Raw genomic sequence first — 15,637 nt, 5'->3', positions numbered from 1 at the left:
CGTTAGTGCCGTATAAGCATTCGATCTTAGGGAATACTGGCGACTTATGGCGCAAAGCAAGTCGTTCAGCGGCAGGGACATGGGTATCGACCTCGGCACCGCGAACACGCTGGTGTATGTGCGAGGGAAGGGAGTGGTGCTCAACGAGCCCTCGGTCGTCGCGGTCAACGCCGAGGACGGCAGTGTGCTGTCGGTCGGTTCCGAGGCCAAGGAGACCATCGGCCGTACCCCCTCGAACATCGTCGCCATCCGCCCGATGCGGGACGGCGTCATCGCGGACTTCGAGATAGCCGAGCGGATGATGCGGCACTTCATCAAGAAGGTCATGGGCAACCGCCGCTTCTCCCGCCCGCGCGTCGTGGTCTGCGTGCCCTCGGGCATCACGGGCGTCGAGCGACGGGCGGTCATCGAGGCCGCGTCGCAGGCCGGTGCCCGTCAGGTGCACCTGGTCGAGGAGCCCATGGCGGCCGCGATCGGCGCGGGGCTGCCGGTCAGCGAGCCGACCGGCTGCATGGTCGTCGACATCGGCGGCGGCACCACCGAGGTCGCGGTGATCTCGCTGGGCGGGATCGTCACCGCGCGCTCGGTGCGCACGGCGGGCGACGCCATGGACACGGCGATCATCTCCTACGTCAAGAAGGAGTACGCCCTCGCCATCGGTGAGCGCACCGCCGAGGAGATCAAGCTGACCATCGGCTCGGCCTCCCCGACCGGCTACGCGGACGCGGGCGGCGGCGACCCGGAGGAGACCCAGGGCCTGCGCCCCGGCGACCGGCTGACGGTGCGCGGCCGGGACCAGGTCAGCGGTCTGCCCAAGACGCTGGACCTGACGGCCGACGAGATCCGCCACGCGCTCACCGAGCCGGTGGACGCCATCGTGATGGCGGTGCGCCAGACGCTCGACGAGACCCCGCCGGAGCTCTCCGGCGACATCATGGAGCGGGGCATCGTGCTTACCGGCGGCGGCGCGCTGCTGCGCGGCCTGGACGTCCGGCTGAGCCAGGAGCTCGACATCCCCGTGCTCGTCGCGGACGAGCCGCTCGACTGCGTCGCGGTCGGCACCGGCCGCTGTGTGGAGAACTTCGCCTCGATGCGCACGGTGCTGGACGCCCAGCCGCGCCTGCTGGCGGGCCGGCTGTAGCGGGGTCGGCTGTGGCCGGGCCTGCCCCCGGGGCGCTTGTCACAGCCGGTGCGCCGCTCCGGTGGGGCTCGCGCCCCGGGTGTCCAGCAGCAGCTGGGCCTTGACCGCGAGCCCCTGGAGGTCGTACGTGCGGTGGTGCTGGAGAAGCACCGTCAGATCGGCGTCGGCCGCCGCCTCGTAGAGGCAGTCGGCGCGCGGTACGGGCTGGCCCATGACACGCCACTGGGCGGCGTAGGGGTCGTGATAGCTGAGCAGGGCGCCCATCTCCATCAGCCGGGACGCGATCTCGCGCGCCGGCGAGCCCTCCTGGTCGCCGATGTCGGCCTTGTAGCTGACCCCCAGCAGCAGCACCCGGGCGCCGCGCGCGGATTTGCCGTGCTCGTTGAGGAGGGTGGCGCAGCGCTGGATGACGTAGCGCGGCATCCGTCCGTTGACCTCCTGCGCCAGCTCCACCATGCGCAGGGGGTAGCCGAGGCTGCGGCCCTTGTAGGAGAGGTAGTTGGGGTCGATGGGGACGCCGTGGCCGCCGACCCCGGGGCCGGGGCGGAAGGACTGGAAGCCGAAGGGCTTGGTCTCCGCGCAGCGCAGGACGTCCCAGAGGTCGACGCCGATGTCGTGGCAGAAGACGGCCATCTCGTTGGCGAGCGCGATGTTGACGTGCCGGTAGTTGGTCTCCAGGACCTTGACGGCCTCGGCCTCGCGGGGGCCCCGCGCGCGGACGACCTTCTCGCAGATCCGTCCGTAGAAGGCGGCGGCGGCCTCGGTGCAGGCGGGGGTGAGGCCGCCGATGACCTTGGGGGTGTTGACCAGGCCGTGCCGGCGGTTGCCGGGGTCGAGGCGGCTGGGGGAGTAGGCGAGGTGGAAGTCCTGGCCGGCGCGCAGCCCGGAGCCGGACTCCAGGAGGGGGCGCAGCAGGTCCTCGGTGGTGCCGGGGTAGACGGCGGACTCCAGGATCACGGTGGTGTGCGGCCGGAGCCGGGCCGCCAGGGCGCGGGCCGCCGCGACGACGGCGCTCAGGTCCAGTGCCCGGTCCTCGCCCAGCCGGGTGGGGGCGCAGATCACGGCCGTACGGACCCTGCCGAGCTCGGCGTCCTCGGTGGTGGCGCGGAAACCGGCGGAGACCATGCGGCGGACCAGGCCCGCGGTGATGCCGTCGGCGCCCTCCGGGGGCAGCCGTCCGGCGCGGAGCTCGGCGACGGTGCGGGCGTCGGTGTCGTAGCCGACGGTGGGGATGGCGGCGGCGGTGGCGGCCTGGGCGAGGGGGAGCCCGAGGTGACCGAGGCCGATGACGGCGAGATCTGCGGGCATGGCGGGCATGGCGGGATGCGGTCCTTCCCGGAGGCGACGTCCGGAGGCGATGGCCGGCGGCCGGTGGGTTCCCGGCCAAAACGGCCCGGTACATCAGCTTAGGCGGATATATGACTGTTGTCCGGTATTTCTGTGTCTCTCCCGGTGGGGCCGCGTCGCGGTGCGTCCGGGGCCGCGTCGCGGTGCGTCCGGGGCCGCGTCGCGGTGCGTCCGGGGCCGCGTCGCGGTGCGACCGGGTCCGCGTCGAGTCGCCTCCGTCCGTGGCCCGGCCGGAGCGGCCGATCTGGGGCAGCATCGAAGGAGGACGCGTCACGACGTACGGTCTCGGCTCCGTCCGCGCGGCCACCGGCAGCGGCGGCGGGATCGGCCAGGCGGGAGGCAGTGGTGAGGACAGCGACACTCGGCCCGGCCGAGCGCGGCGAGGCTCTCGCCCGAATGGCGGAGCGGGAACTGGACATCCTCGTGGTCGGCGCGGGCGTCGTCGGCGCGGGCACGGCCCTGGACGCGGCGACCCGCGGCCTGACGACCGGCCTCGTCGAGGCGCGGGACTGGGCGGCCGGCACGTCCAGCAGGTCCAGCAAGCTCATCCACGGCGGGCTGCGCTATCTGGAGATGCTCGACTTCTCCCTGGTGCGCGAGGCCCTCAAGGAGCGCGGGCTGCTGCTCCAGCGACTGGCCCCGCACCTGGTCAGGCCGGTGCCCTTCCTCTACCCGCTCCAGCACAGAGGCTGGGAGCGGGTCTACGCCGGCGCGGGCGTGGCCCTCTACGACACCATGTCCCTCTCCTCGGGCCACGGCAGGGGACTGCCCGCCCACCGCCACCTCACCCGCCGGAAGGCGCTGCGGGTCGCGCCCTGCCTGCGCAAGGACGCGCTCGTCGGCGCCCTCCAGTACTACGACGCCCAGATGGACGACGCGCGCTACGTCACCACCCTCGTGCGCACCGCCGCCGCCTACGGCGCCGACGTCGCCAACCGGGCGCGGGTCGTGGGCTTCCTGCGGGAGGGCGAGCGCGTGGTCGGCGCCCGGGTGCGGGACCTGGAGCAGGGCGGCGAGTTCGAGATCCGCGCCCGGCAGATCGTCAACGCCACCGGGGTGTGGACGGACGACACCCAGCAGCTCATCGCCGAGCGCGGCCAGTTCCATGTTCGGGCGTCCAAGGGCATCCACCTGGTCGTCCCCAAGGACCGGATCCACTCCACCAGCGGGCTCATCCTGCGCACCGAGAAGAGCGTGCTCTTCGTCATCCCATGGGGCCGGCACTGGATCATCGGGACGACGGACACCGACTGGGACCTGGACAAGGCCCACCCGGCCGCCTCCAGCGCCGACATCGACTATCTGCTGGAGCACGTGAACTCGGTGCTCGCCGTGCCGCTCGGCCGCGACGACGTCCAGGGCGTCTACGCCGGGCTGCGCCCCCTGCTCGCCGGTGAGTCGGACGCGACCAGCAAGCTCTCGCGCGAGCACACGGTGGCCCACCCGGTGCCGGGGCTGGTGGTCGTGGCGGGCGGCAAGTACACCACGTACCGGGTGATGGCGAAGGACGCCGTCGACGAGGCGGTGCACGGGCTCGCCCAGCGGGTGGCCGACTGCGTCACCGAGGACGTGCCGCTCGTCGGCGCCGAGGGGTACAGGGCCCTGTGGAACGGGCGCGCCCAGCTCGCCCGGCGCACGGGGCTGCACGTCGCGCGGGTCGAACACCTGCTCAATCGCTATGGCTCGCTGGTGGACGAGGTGCTGTCCTACGTCATCGCCGACCCGGCGATGGGCGAACCGCTGACCGGTGCCGAGGACTATCTGCGGGCGGAGGTCGTCTACGCCGCCTCCCACGAGGGCGCGCGCCACCTCGACGACGTCCTCACCCGGCGGACCCGGATCTCGATCGAGACCTTCGACCGCGGCACGCGCAGCGCCCGCGAGGCCGCCGAGCTGATCGCGCCCGTGCTGGGCTGGGACGCGGCCCAGGTCGACAAGGAGGTCGAGCACTACGAGAAGCGCGTGGAGGCCGAGCGCGAGTCGCAGCGGCAGCCCGACGACCTGACGGCGGACGCGGCCCGGCTGGGCGCGCCGGACATCCAGCCGGTCTGACGGCCCGTCCGGGGTTGTCGGGGTCATGATGTCCGTCGATGTCCTCCGATATGAGCCACCGCCGGTCACCGGTACGGGGTGCGTTCACGAGGGGTGCGCTCATGAGCGGTGTGTGACAGCCCGGCAGCTTCGGGAACCGCCCGTCGCCCCAGCGAGTCCTGTGGGAGTGACAGGTCCTGTTCAGGGGAGCGGGCGACGACGCCACCGCATCCCGTCGTCCTCGACACCGTCCCGGCGCGTTACGGAAGGCTCCGTCCGCCGTGCGACGGGGGTTGACGGTGCGCGTCGGCACACGCTTCTCACCAGGGCTCTCGGACCCTGGCCTTCCGCTGGTCCGCGGATGAGAGACAATGGTCCCTCTGCCAGGGTCGGTTGGTCGCAGAGCTGAATGCCAGAGGGGACGCATGTCGGAGGCGGAGCAGACGCAGGGCACGGCAGGGCGCCTCCTCGCCGGGCGATACCGCCTCGGGGACGTCCTCGGGCGCGGTGGCATGGGCACGGTCTGGCGGGCGACGGACGAGACCCTGGGCCGAGTGGTCGCGGTCAAGGAGCTGCGCTTTCCGTCCAACATCGACGAGGACGAGAAGCGCCGACTGATCACGCGCACGCTGCGCGAGGCCAAGGCCATCGCCCGGATCCGCAGCGCCGGCGCGGTCACCGTCTACGACGTCGTGCACGAGGACGACCGTCCGTGGATCGTCATGGAGCTCATCGAGGGCCGCTCGCTCGCCGACGTCATCCGCGAGGACGGTCCGCTGAAGTGGCGCCGGGCCGCCGAGGTCGGGCTCGCCGTCCTCGACGTGCTGCGCGCCGCGCACCGCGAGGGCATCCTCCACCGCGACGTGAAGCCCTCCAACGTCCTCATCGCGGACGACGGCCGCGTCGTCCTCACCGACTTCGGCATCGCGCAGGTCGAGGGCGACCCCTCGGTCACCTCGACGGGCATGCTCGTCGGCGCCCCCTCGTACATATCCCCCGAGCGCGCCCGCGGCCAGAAGCCCGGCCCGCCCGCCGACCTGTGGTCGCTGGGCGGCCTGCTGTACGCGGCCGTCGAGGGCGCCCCGCCGTACGACAAGGGCTCGGCCATCGCCACCCTCACGGCCGTCATGACCGAGCCCCTCGGCCCGCCGCGCAACGCCGGTCCGCTGGCGGATGTCATGTACGGGCTGCTGGCCAAGGATCCGCAGAAGCGTCTGGACGAGGCGGGGGCGCGGGCGTTGCTGACGGCCGCCGTCAACGCGCCGGACGAGCGGCTGCCCAAGCCGCCCGAGCCCAAGCCCGACCTTGAGGCCACCCAGGCCATCGCCGTGCCGTCCATACCGGAGAAGCCGGTCCGCGCCGCGGGTCCGGCGCGGCCGAAGAAGGACCGCGGGGGGTACGGCTACGACGACGCCCGGTCGTCCGCGCCGGCGTCCCCGGGCTCTTCGGGCGCCTCGTTCTCCTCGCCGGGCTCCTCTTCCGCCGTGTCGGGTTCGCGTTCCTCGTCGGCGTCGTCGACGCCGTCCTCCCGGTCCGGGGGCGTGTCCGGCGCCGCGCGGTCCGGCTCGCCGTCCGTGCCGGCGCGGGGCGCCTTCCGGCCCCTGCGGGACGCGGACACGGGCTCGTCGGTCACCGCCGGGTCCGAGGGCGCCGGGCAGCCGGTCAGGCTGCGGGTCGGCAGCGTCGCGGCCGGTGCCAGGGGCAGCCGCGACGCGCGGGGCACGACCTACGGCCGGGCCTCGCTCATGGACGTCGTGCCGCGCCGCGTGCTGCTCGTCGCGGCGGTCGTGGTCGTCCTCGCCGTCATCGGCACGGTGATCGCCATCGCCGTGAGCGGCAACAAGGACGACAACGGCAAGGGCGGTTCGTCCACGAAGCACAAGAAGGCCGCGATCGTCTCGACCGCCCCGGTGTACGCCGCCCGGGACGGCTTGAACGACCGGGACACCCGGGACGTCCTGGGCGGCCCGGGTGGCTTCTCGCGCGCGAACTGACGCGCGTCGGCTCGCGCCGATGTCATGTGGCTTCCCGGGGCGGGAGGGACACGTGCGCATACAGGGCCGGACTGCTGGGGAGTGGTGGGGACGTACTGAGCCGTACGCGCCCTAAGGGGCGGGTTCGGCACGTATCGTGAGTCGTCGTGGACCGTACGCAGTCGCGATACGCCCGCAAGGCGCCGTTGAACGACCGGCTTTGGCGGCCGGTCGGTGCGTCGGGGCGGACCGCGCGACGGCGGATCGCACGAGTGGGGAGGCGTCGTGGACGACTACGCGGGCCGGGTGCTCGCCGACCGTTACCGTCTGCCGTTGCCCCCGTCCGAGGCGTTCGAACTCGTGGAGACACGGGCGTTCGACACCTACAGCGGTCAGGAGGTCCTGGTCCGGCAGATTCCGCTGCCGGAGGTCGTCGACGCCGAGGTCCTGGGGGACGACGGCCCCCACGGTCCCGTCGCCGCCAGGGGCCCGGCCGGGGCGGGGACCGGGGGCGCGGGTGCGCGACGTACGGCCCCGGCGCCCGGCGACCCGGCGGTGCGCCGCGCGCTGAAGGCCGCCACCGCCGCCGCGCAGATCCCGGACCACCCCCGGCTCGACCAGGTCTTCCACGTCTTCGCCGAGGCGGGCAGCCTCTGGATCGTCAGCGAGCTCGTCTCCGCCCGTCCCCTGGCCGCCCTCCTCGCCGAGCGCACGCTCTCCCCGCACCGCGCGGCCGAGGTCGCCGCCGACGTCCTCACCGCCCTGCGCGCCCTGCACGCCCAGGGCTGGACCCACCGCAACATCACCGCCCGGACCGTCCTCATCTGCGACGACGGCCGTGCCGTCCTCACCGGCCTGGCCGCCGGCGCGGCCGAGGAGGCGCTGTGCGGCTACGACCCGGTCCCGGAGACGACGGGCCGGGGGGACCGGTCGCGCCCCTCGCCGTACGGGCAGCCGGGCCGCGGTGGTCCGGGCACGCGCGCCGAGGGCGTGCCCCGGCAGGGCGGCGGCGCCGCGGCGGGCGGTACGACGGGCGGCCCGGCGGGCGGTACGGCGGTCCAGGGCACGGGGGACGAACGGGACGAGACGCGGAACGCCCGCGCGGCCCGCTCCGGGGCGATCGCCGTCTACCACGCGGCAGCCCGCGCCGCCGCGCGCGCGGCGGTCGAGGGCGCCGCCCGCCCGGCCGCCGGCGCCTCCACCTGGGGCGGCGGCAGCGCGTCCAGCGGCACCGCTCCCGCCCCCGAGACCACCCGCCCCTGGAACGCGAACGGCCTGGTACGCGGCGGGGCGGGCCCGGGGGCCGCGCCCGGTACCGCGGCTCCGGGGCAGGGTGGGCCCGGCGTACCCGGCCAGGACAAGCCCAGCGCCGGGGACGGGGGCGCCCAGCCCGCCGGGGCGGCCCAGGGCGGGCCCGCCGGAGGACCGGCGTCGGCCCCGGGGAGCCGCCCCTCGAACGGCTGGGGGCACCCCAAGGGCCCGGCCGACGCGCTCGCCGCCGAGCGCGCCCGGCAGGCGCGGATGGTCGTGGTGGGAGCCGTCACCGAGCGTTGGGCGCCCGAACAGGCCTGGCCGGTGCGGGAGAACTGGCAGCTCGCGCCCCCCGTCGGCCCCGCCGCCGATCTATGGGCCCTGGGCGCCCTGCTCTTCCGCGTCGTCCAGGGCCACGCGCCCTACCCCGAGGAAAGCGCGGCCGAGCTCGTCCAGGTCGTCTGCGCGGAACCGCCCGCGTACGCCGAGGAGTGCGGCGCGCTGCGCCCGGTCGTCGAGTCGCTGATGCGCAAGGACCCGGCCGAACGGCCCGAGTTCGAGGAGCTCCGCGGCTGGCTCCGTTCGCTGATCCGTTCGGCGCCGGAGCCCGAGCTCGGCAGCCGGACCGTCACCGTGCCGTCGATCGGGGCCCCCGCCCCCGGCGATCCACGCCGGCTCCCGGTCGTCCGCCGGCGTGGCGAGCTGGTCCGCAGGCGGCGCGGCCGCGCGTCCGCCCAGGGCACGACGGCCGCCCAGGGCACGACGGCCGGGCAGGGCACGACGGCCGGGCAGGGCATGACGGCCGGGCAGGGCATGACGGCCGGGCAGGCTCCGGCGAGTGCCCACGGGCGGCACAAGCGGACGGGCGGGGAACGGCACGCGGAGCCCCGTGCCCAGGAGCGGAACGGCTTCCACACCACAGGCCATCTGCGGGAGGAGCGCGTTCCCACGACGGCCGCCTCCCCGCTGCGGCTGGGAAGGCTGCTGCTGGGCCTGATCCTGCTCGCCCTCATCGGGGCCGTGCTGTACGCGGTGCTGTTCATGCCGCGTGCGGAGGAGGGCACGGGGCGCGCCCCGGTGGACCGTACGGGCGCGGCCGGCGCCCTGAGCGCGGCCCCGGGCGGATCCGTCCCCTCCGGGACGGCGGGCCGGGCCTCCACCGACGGCGCCCGGGACGGCCGGGCCGAGGACGGCGCGGGTTCCGGTGCCGCCGCTGCCAAAGGGTTCGCCCTGCGCAAGGACCCCAAGGGCTTCGCCGTGGCCGTCTCCGAGGACTGGCAGCGGCGCGGCGAGAACGAGCGCGGCCAGGTCGTCTACGCCGGCGGGGACTACGAGCTGATCGTGGTCCCGGGCCGGGACGCGGTGGCCGAGTTCGGCGGCGACCCCATGGCCTACCAGCAGGACAAGGAGCCCGAGCTGGCCCCGTACCGCGCCTCGTCCTGGTCGGGCTCCTTCGGCCTGCGGCGCGTCGACGTCGGCGGTACGGCGACGGCGGAGGGCACGTTCCACTGGAACGACAGCGGCGGCCGCCAGATCTACGTACGCAACGCCGCGATGATCCTGGGCGACCGCTACCACCTGCTCCAGGTACGCGGCCCGATGGACGAACAGCGGTCGGTGGACACCTTCTTCGAGCAGGCCATGGCCACCTACCGGACGGGCGGCTGACCGCGTGACGGTCCCGGGCCCGGGCCTGGGGCCGGGACCCGGGGCCGAGTCGCTCAGTCGGCGAAGCGCTCGCGCAGCGTCTGTTTGAGGACCTTGCGCAGGGTGTCGTCGCGGGGCAGCGCGTCGACGAGTTCCAACTGCTCGGGCAGTTTGTGCACGGCCAGCCCGGCGGCGCGCAGATGGGCCGTGACGGCTTCGAGGGTCAGCGGCCGGGCCCCCGTCGGCTGCTGGACCACGGCGCAGACGCGCTCCCCGCGCAGCGCGTCCGGCAGGCCGATGACGGCGGCGTCCTCGACGCCGGGGTGGTCGTGGAGGAACCGCTCGACCTCCTGCGCCGAGATGTTCTCGCCCTTGCGGATGATGATGTCCTTCACCCGGCCGGTGAGCACGAGATGGCCGTCCTCGGTGAGCCGGCCGAGGTCCCCGGTGCGGAGGAAACCGTCCTCGTCGAACGCCTCGGCCGTCTGGACCGGGTCGAGATAGCCCCGGCAGACCGCCTCGCCGCGCAGCCGTATCTCCCCGTCCGCACCGGTGGGGACGGGCGCGCCGTCCCGGCCGACGACCCGGACCTCCATGCCGGCGGGCGGCCGTCCCTCCGTGGTGGCCAGCTTCTCCTCGGGGTCGTCGGGGCACCCCATGGTGATCATCGGTACCTCGGTCATCCCGTAACCGTGGGCGAGCCGGCAGCCCAGTTCGCGGACCACGTCGTGGTGGAGCGCGGGCGGCCGGGGCGCCCCGCCGCCGGCCATGAGCCGGAGCGTGGGGAGCAGCCTGCGGGCGGGGTTCTTGCGCTGCTCGGCGAGGAACATCGCGTAGAACGCGGTCGAGCCGCCCGCCACGGTGACGCCGTGGCGCCGGTAGGCGGCGAGCGAACCGGGCAGGGAGAAGTGCTCGACGAGCAGTGCCGGGAAGCCGCGCAGGAGCATCGCGACGGTGTAGTCGGGCCCGGCCACGTGCGCGTAGGGGAAGGCCATGGAGCCCACGTCGTCGGGGGTGAGGCGGAGGGCGTCGGCGAGGCAGCCGCCGGCGGCGATGAGGGCGCGGTCCGTGTGGAGCACGCCCTTGGGTCCCGCCGTGGTGCCGGACGTCCAGAAGATCCAGCGGACGGTCGTGCCGTCGGCCGGAGGGGGCGGGAGGATCGCCGGGTCGGCCTCCGGGAGGGCGTCGTGGGCCAGGAACACCAGGGGTGGCGTGGGCAGCGTCAGAGCGACGCGGTGGGCCATCGGCGTATGGTCGAAGCCCCGCCACAGCCCGGGGACGGCGAAGTACTCGGCTCCGGTGGACCTGAGCGCGTGCCCGACCTCGTGGTCGCGGCAGGCGGGGACGAGCGGGCTCTGGACGGCGCCCAGCCTGGCCAGCGCGAAGGCCAGGACGACGGTTTCGGCACGGGTGGGCAGCTGCCAGGTGACCCGGCTCCCCGGCCCCACGCCGAAGGTGTGGAGCCAGGCGGCCACGCGCTCGGCGCGGGAGCGCAGTCCGCCGAAGGTCATCCGCCGGTCGCCGCCGGGTGCTCCGTCCCGTGCCTCCCTGGCGGGCTCGTCCGCCTGGACGAGCGCGAGGGCGTCCGGAGTGAGCCCCGCGCGGCGCTCCAGGAGCTCCCAGAGTGTGCGGGAGTCCGCCAGTTCCCGGGCGTCGGTACCGTTCGGCATGAGAGCCCACTCCGATCTGACGGTATGTCATATCTGCGCCGGAGCGTAGGCCGTCGCTTCTTGTCGGTCCAGAGGGCGAGGGCTAGCCTCCTGGTGACTGACGGAGTGTCAGGTACGGCGTCGGATACGGCGAAGGGGCCCCATGGAGCTGCCGCGCATCGTCAGCGTCGACGACCATGTGATCGAGCCGGCCCATCTCTTCGAGACCTGGCTGCCGGTGAAGTACCGCGACCGCGGCCCGCGCCCCCTGACCGCCGGGATCGGGGAGCTGGAGTACGCCGGGGGTGCCTATCGCGTCACCATGGACCCGGACGGCCCCCCGGCCGACTGGTGGGTCTACGAGGACCTCCGCTTCCCGTACAAGCGCAACATCGCGGCTGTCGGTTTCTCGCGGGACGAGATGACCCTGGAGGGCATCACGCGGGAGGGGATGCGCCGGGGGTGCTGGGATCCGAAGGCCCGGCTGGCGGACATGGACCTGGGTCACGTCGAGGCGTCCCTGTGCTTCCCGACCTTCCCGCGCTTCTGCGGGCAGACGTTCGCGGAGGCGCGTGACAAGGAGGTCGCGCTGGCCTGTGTGCGGGCGTACAACGACTGGATGGTCGAGGAGTGGTGCGGCGACAGCGGCGGCCGGCTGATCCCGCTGTGCCTGATCCCGCTGTGGGGCGTGGAACTGGCCGTGGCCGAGATCCGGCGCAACGCGGCGCGCGGGGTGCGGGCCGTGACCTTCAGCGAGCTCCCGACACATCTCGGGCTGCCGTCGATCCACTCCGGCTACTGGGACCCGTTCTTCGCCGTCTGCGAGGAGACGGGGACGGTGGTGTGCATGCACATCGGCTCGTCCTCCCAGATGCCCGCCGCCTCCCCCGACGCGCCCGTCGCCGTCCAGGCCACGCTGTCCTTCAACAACGCCATGGCCTCGATGTCGGACTTCCTCTTCAGCGGCGTCCTCGTCCGTTTCCCCCGCCTGAAACTCGCCTACAGCGAGGGACAGATGGGCTGGATCCCCTACGCTCTGGAACGCGCCGACGACGTCTGGCGGGAACACCGCGCCTGGGGCGGCGTCCGCGACCTGATCCCCGAGCCACCGTCGACGTACTACTACCGGCAGATCTACTGCTGCTTCTTCCGCGACCGGCACGGCATCGCCTCACTCGACGCGGTCGGCCGCGACAACGCCACCTTCGAGACCGACTACCCCCACGTGGATTCGACGTGGCCGCACACGAAGGAAGTGGCGCTCGACCATGTGAAGGGCCTCGACGAGGAGACCGTCCACAAGCTGATGCGCGGCAACGCCATCCGCATGCTCGGCCTGGACCTCGACCCGGGCCTCGACCTGGACCTGGACCTGGACCTCGACGAGCCGGGGAGCTGAGCCGGTGGACCTCGCCCACACCGCGGAAGAGGAGGAGTTCCGGCAGGGACTCCGCGCCTGGCTGGACACGATGCTGCCCAAGCTGCCCCCCAAGCCGTCACCGGACGACTGGCCCGCCCGTCGCGCCTACGACTGCGCCTGGCAACGGGCGCTGTACGACGCCGGGTACGCCGGACTGCACTGGCCCGCCGACGCCGGCGGCGGGGGAGCGCTCCCCGGCAAGCACCTGATCTTCCTGGAGGAGACCGAACGGGCGGGCGCTCCCTACGTCGGCGCCAACTTCGTCGGCCTCCTGCACGCGGGCCCCACCATCGCGACCGAGGGGACCGCCGCCCAGCGCGCCCGGTGGCTCCCGCCCATCCTGCGCGGCGAGGAGGTGTGGTGCCAGGGCTTCTCGGAGCCGGACGCGGGCTCCGACCTGGCCTCCCTGCGCACCCGCGCGGTCCGTGACGGCGACGCCTATGTCGTCACCGGCGGCAAGATCTGGACCTCGCACGCCGAGGTCGCCGACTGGTGCGAACTGCTCGTCCGCACCGGCCCCCCGGACTCCGGGCGCCGGGGCCTGACCTGGCTGGCCCTGCGCATGGACGCCCCCGGGGTGACGGTCCGCCCCCTGCGGACCCTCGCCGGGTCGGCGGAGTTCGCCGAGGTGTTCCTCGACGGGGCGCGCGTGCCGCTCTCCCATCGCGTCGGCGCCGAGAACGACGGCTGGCGCGTCACCATGGTCACGCTCTCCCACGAGCGCGGCACCGCCTTCGCGGGGGAAGTCGTCGCCTGCCGCCGCACCCTCGTGCGGCTGGCTCACGCGGCACGGGAGAACGGGCGCTGGGACGATCCCGTCCTACGGCGCCGACTGGGCCGCCTCAACGCCGAATTCGGCGCGCTGTGGCGGCTCGTCCAGTGGAATACGAGCGAGGCGGAAGCGTCGCTCCGTGCGGGCGGCGACGGGGTGCCCGGTGCCGGAGCCTCGGTCTTCAAACTGCGCTATTCCCAGGCGCGGCAGGAGCTCTACGACGCGGCCGCCGACGTGCTGGGCCCGCTCTCACTGGACGCCGATCACGAATGGACCACCGGGCGCCTCACGTCCCTCGCCTACACCATCGCCGCCGGTACCTCCCAGATCCAGCAGAACATCATCGCCGAGCGCGTCCTCGGCCTTCCCAAGGGGCGGTGACCACGGGCATGGACTTCCGGCCGAGTCACGATCAGCGCACGCTGGTCGCGGGCATGCGGGCGCTCCTGGCGGCGCGATTCCCCCGGGAGAAACTCCGGGAGTCCGTCGATGCCGAAGTGCCGGAAAACACTCTCGACCGCTCTCTGTGGCGGGAGTTGGGGAAGTGCGGATTCTTCTCCCTGAGGCTCTCGGAGAAGGACGGCGGAGCCGGGCTCGGCCTGCCCGAGGCGGTGTTCCTCTTCGAGGAGGCGGGCCGCCATCTGCTCCCCGGCCCGCTCGTCGCCACCCACTTGGCGGCCGGACTGATCCCCGGCGCGGCCGAGGGCGAGACCGTGGTGACGGCCCTGGAGGGACCCGGCATGGTCGAGCACCTCTCCGTCGCCGACGCCGTGCTCGTCATGGATCTCGTCATGGACCTCGTCATGGGAGGCGACTGCCCCCGGGTGCTGGAGGTGACGGGCGCTCGTGGTCCGCAGGCGCTACAGGGCCGTCCGCTGTGGTCGGTGGACCCCACGACGCCGCTGCATCATGTGGAGCGGCTGCCCAAGGACGTGCGGGAACTGCCGCTCGTGGGCGCCGACGGCGGCACCGTCCGCCTCTGCCGGGAGGCGGCGTTGCTGACCGCCGCCCAGCAACTCGGCAGCGCCGGCCGCACCCTGGACATGGCCGTTTCCCACGCGAAGTCCCGCAGACAGTTCGGCCGCCCGATCGGCGCGTTCCAAGCCGTGCAGCACCTGTGCGCACAAATGCTCGCCCGTACGGAACTCGCACGTGTAAGCGTATATGCCGCGTCACTCACGGCTACCGAAAGTGATATCGCCGGAGCCAAACTGCTGGCGGACGAGGCCGCGATCCGTAATGCCCGCGACTGTTTGCAAGTGCATGGCGGCATGGGTTTCACCTGGGAGGCGGATGTTCACCCCCACCTGAAACGGGCCTGGCTGAGGCGGACGCAGTGGCAGTCGGCCGACGAGGCCGAGGAGGCGCTGACCCGGGCCCTGCTCGCCCCGCCCGGAGAATTGCCCGACGGAAATCGCGAACCATTCGAATAACGCCGGGTAATCGACACGACCGAAAGGCCGCCCTTACCGCCTGGAATGATCACGCTGCGTCGATATCGAGTTGTGTTCTTCGCGCAACTCGTCACTGTGTGGAGTCGTGCCGGACTTCCGGTACTCTCCGTGAGATGCGAGTGGTTCAGGGGTGCAATAAATCCGGTCCCGCCGAAGAAGCGGTACCGGGTGGGGAAGCGCCCTTCGTCCTTGTCGGCCCGGAGGCGAGAATGCCCCGGTGTCCGAGACCCTCAAGCGCGCGCAGCACAGTATGCAGTACGCATACCTCTTTGCGCCGGAATATGCCCGAAGCGCTTGTCGGGGTGACTGTACGTCAACCATGCTGTCGCCGAAGGGGGTCACGCTCAGTGATCTCATCGAGCAGCGAGGCGTTGTGTCCGCCGGTTCGGATGGTGTGAGCGGTGCAGGTGCTTCAGGTGCAGATCGAGGTGGGGGCCGACCCCTCGGAAGTGGGGCGGGCCCGTAGGTGGGCGCGGTCGCGGCTCGTCGGGTGTGGGATAGGGCTCGACGAACCGCTGGCCGAGACGCTGATCCTGCTGATCTCGGAGCTGGTCACCAACGCCGTGGTGCACACCGGCTGTCCGGCCGTCCTGCGGATGCTCCTCCCCGGCGCCGCGAGCCCCGCCGGCCCGGCGCCGGAGGCCCGGCCCGGTACGGTCCGGGTCGAGGTGGCCGACATCAGCGCCCGGCCGCCGGCGCGGCGGTGGGCCGAGGGTGGCGACACGGGCGGCAGGGGTCTGGAGTTGGTGGACGGGCTCGCCGACCGCTGGGGCTGGCAGCGCGAGGGTGCCGGCAAGCGCGTCTGGTGCGAGGTCGATCGTGGCGGGCCGTGCTGGAGTAGTGCTTTCGAGCCACAACACGCCGCGACAAATCGGGCGTAGTCGACAAAGTCCAGACCAGGTGTTGACGTGAAGTGGTCACGTGATCACCCTTGGATGCAGCGATTCGTTGC

Annotated in this window: 9 protein-coding genes and 1 pseudogene; 8 read left to right on the top strand and 2 right to left on the bottom strand. The window is 73.2% G+C overall.

All coding sequences use genetic code 11. The features are described 5' to 3' along the window. Positions 1–46 precede the first annotated feature (46 nt). Entirely contained in the window at positions 47–1,141 is a 1,095-nt protein-coding gene (locus tag AB0E98_RS13280) for a rod shape-determining protein (protein ID WP_361701829.1), read from the top strand. A gap of 39 nt (positions 1,142–1,180) precedes the next feature. On the opposite strand, the gene AB0E98_RS13275 is transcribed toward AB0E98_RS13280, so the two are convergent. After that, complete coding sequence (locus AB0E98_RS13275; protein WP_361701828.1) at positions 1,181–2,449, bottom strand: nucleotide sugar dehydrogenase; 1,269 nt, start codon at positions 2,447–2,449, stop codon at positions 1,181–1,183. A gap of 384 nt (positions 2,450–2,833) precedes the next feature. Between AB0E98_RS13275 and AB0E98_RS13270 the strand changes: the two genes are divergently transcribed. From AB0E98_RS13270 to AB0E98_RS13260, 3 genes and pseudogenes are all read left to right on the top strand, one after another. After that, on the top strand, positions 2,834–4,540 hold the full coding sequence (locus AB0E98_RS13270) for a glycerol-3-phosphate dehydrogenase/oxidase (RefSeq protein ID WP_361701827.1): 1,707 nt from the start codon (positions 2,834–2,836) through the stop codon (positions 4,538–4,540). A gap of 404 nt (positions 4,541–4,944) precedes the next feature. After that, positions 4,945–6,369, top strand: a pseudogene (locus tag AB0E98_RS13265) (serine/threonine-protein kinase); the annotation flags it as partial. Between the two features lie 408 nt (positions 6,370–6,777). Further along, positions 6,778–9,411, top strand: coding sequence for a protein kinase (locus AB0E98_RS13260; protein ID WP_361701826.1), 2,634 nt, complete (start codon positions 6,778–6,780; stop codon positions 9,409–9,411). 53 nt (positions 9,412–9,464) lie between these two features. Here the strand turns inward: AB0E98_RS13260 and AB0E98_RS13255 are convergent, their stop codons facing one another. Beyond that, complete coding sequence (locus AB0E98_RS13255; RefSeq protein WP_361701824.1) at positions 9,465–11,060, bottom strand: AMP-binding protein; 1,596 nt, start codon at positions 11,058–11,060, stop codon at positions 9,465–9,467. A 142-nt stretch (positions 11,061–11,202) separates the two neighbouring features. Between AB0E98_RS13255 and AB0E98_RS13250 the strand changes: the two genes are divergently transcribed. The 4 genes from AB0E98_RS13250 to AB0E98_RS13235 all read left to right on the top strand — a co-directional run bounded on the left by AB0E98_RS13250 (position 11,203) and on the right by AB0E98_RS13235 (position 15,566). Beyond that, positions 11,203–12,438, top strand: coding sequence for an amidohydrolase family protein (locus tag AB0E98_RS13250; protein WP_361701823.1), 1,236 nt, complete (start codon positions 11,203–11,205; stop codon positions 12,436–12,438). Positions 12,439–12,442: 4 nt separating this feature from the next. Then, on the top strand, positions 12,443–13,612 hold the full coding sequence (locus AB0E98_RS13245) for an acyl-CoA dehydrogenase family protein (protein ID WP_361701821.1): 1,170 nt from the start codon (positions 12,443–12,445) through the stop codon (positions 13,610–13,612). Positions 13,613–13,620: 8 nt separating this feature from the next. Beyond that, positions 13,621–14,664 (top strand): acyl-CoA dehydrogenase family protein, encoded by a 1,044-nt coding sequence (locus tag AB0E98_RS13240; RefSeq protein ID WP_361702121.1) that lies wholly within the window; start codon positions 13,621–13,623, stop codon positions 14,662–14,664. A gap of 422 nt (positions 14,665–15,086) precedes the next feature. After that, on the top strand, positions 15,087–15,566 hold the full coding sequence (locus AB0E98_RS13235) for an ATP-binding protein (RefSeq protein ID WP_361701820.1): 480 nt from the start codon (positions 15,087–15,089) through the stop codon (positions 15,564–15,566). Positions 15,567–15,637 lie beyond the last annotated feature (71 nt).

Origin of the sequence: Streptomyces sp. NPDC037389, from assembly GCF_040636475.1 — a bacterium.
GTDB lineage: Bacteria > Actinomycetota > Actinomycetes > Streptomycetales > Streptomycetaceae > Streptomyces > Streptomyces hesseae.
The sequence above is the reverse complement of the archived record's forward strand: the minus strand, read 5'-3'. Positions and strand labels throughout refer to the sequence as shown.

Excerpts from the sequence above, each read along its gene's own strand:
- AB0E98_RS13255 (WP_361701824.1), bottom strand. The coding sequence starts at position 11,060 with ATGCCGAACGGTACCGACGCCCGGGAACTGGCGGACTCCCGCACACTC.
- AB0E98_RS13250 (WP_361701823.1), top strand. The coding sequence starts at position 11,203 with ATGGAGCTGCCGCGCATCGTCAGCGTCGACGACCATGTGATCGAGCCG.
- AB0E98_RS13280 (WP_361701829.1), top strand. The coding sequence starts at position 47 with ATGGCGCAAAGCAAGTCGTTCAGCGGCAGGGACATGGGTATCGACCTC.
- AB0E98_RS13275 (WP_361701828.1), bottom strand. The coding sequence starts at position 2,449 with ATGCCCGCAGATCTCGCCGTCATCGGCCTCGGTCACCTCGGGCTCCCC.
- AB0E98_RS13240 (WP_361702121.1), top strand. The coding sequence starts at position 13,621 with ATGGACTTCCGGCCGAGTCACGATCAGCGCACGCTGGTCGCGGGCATG.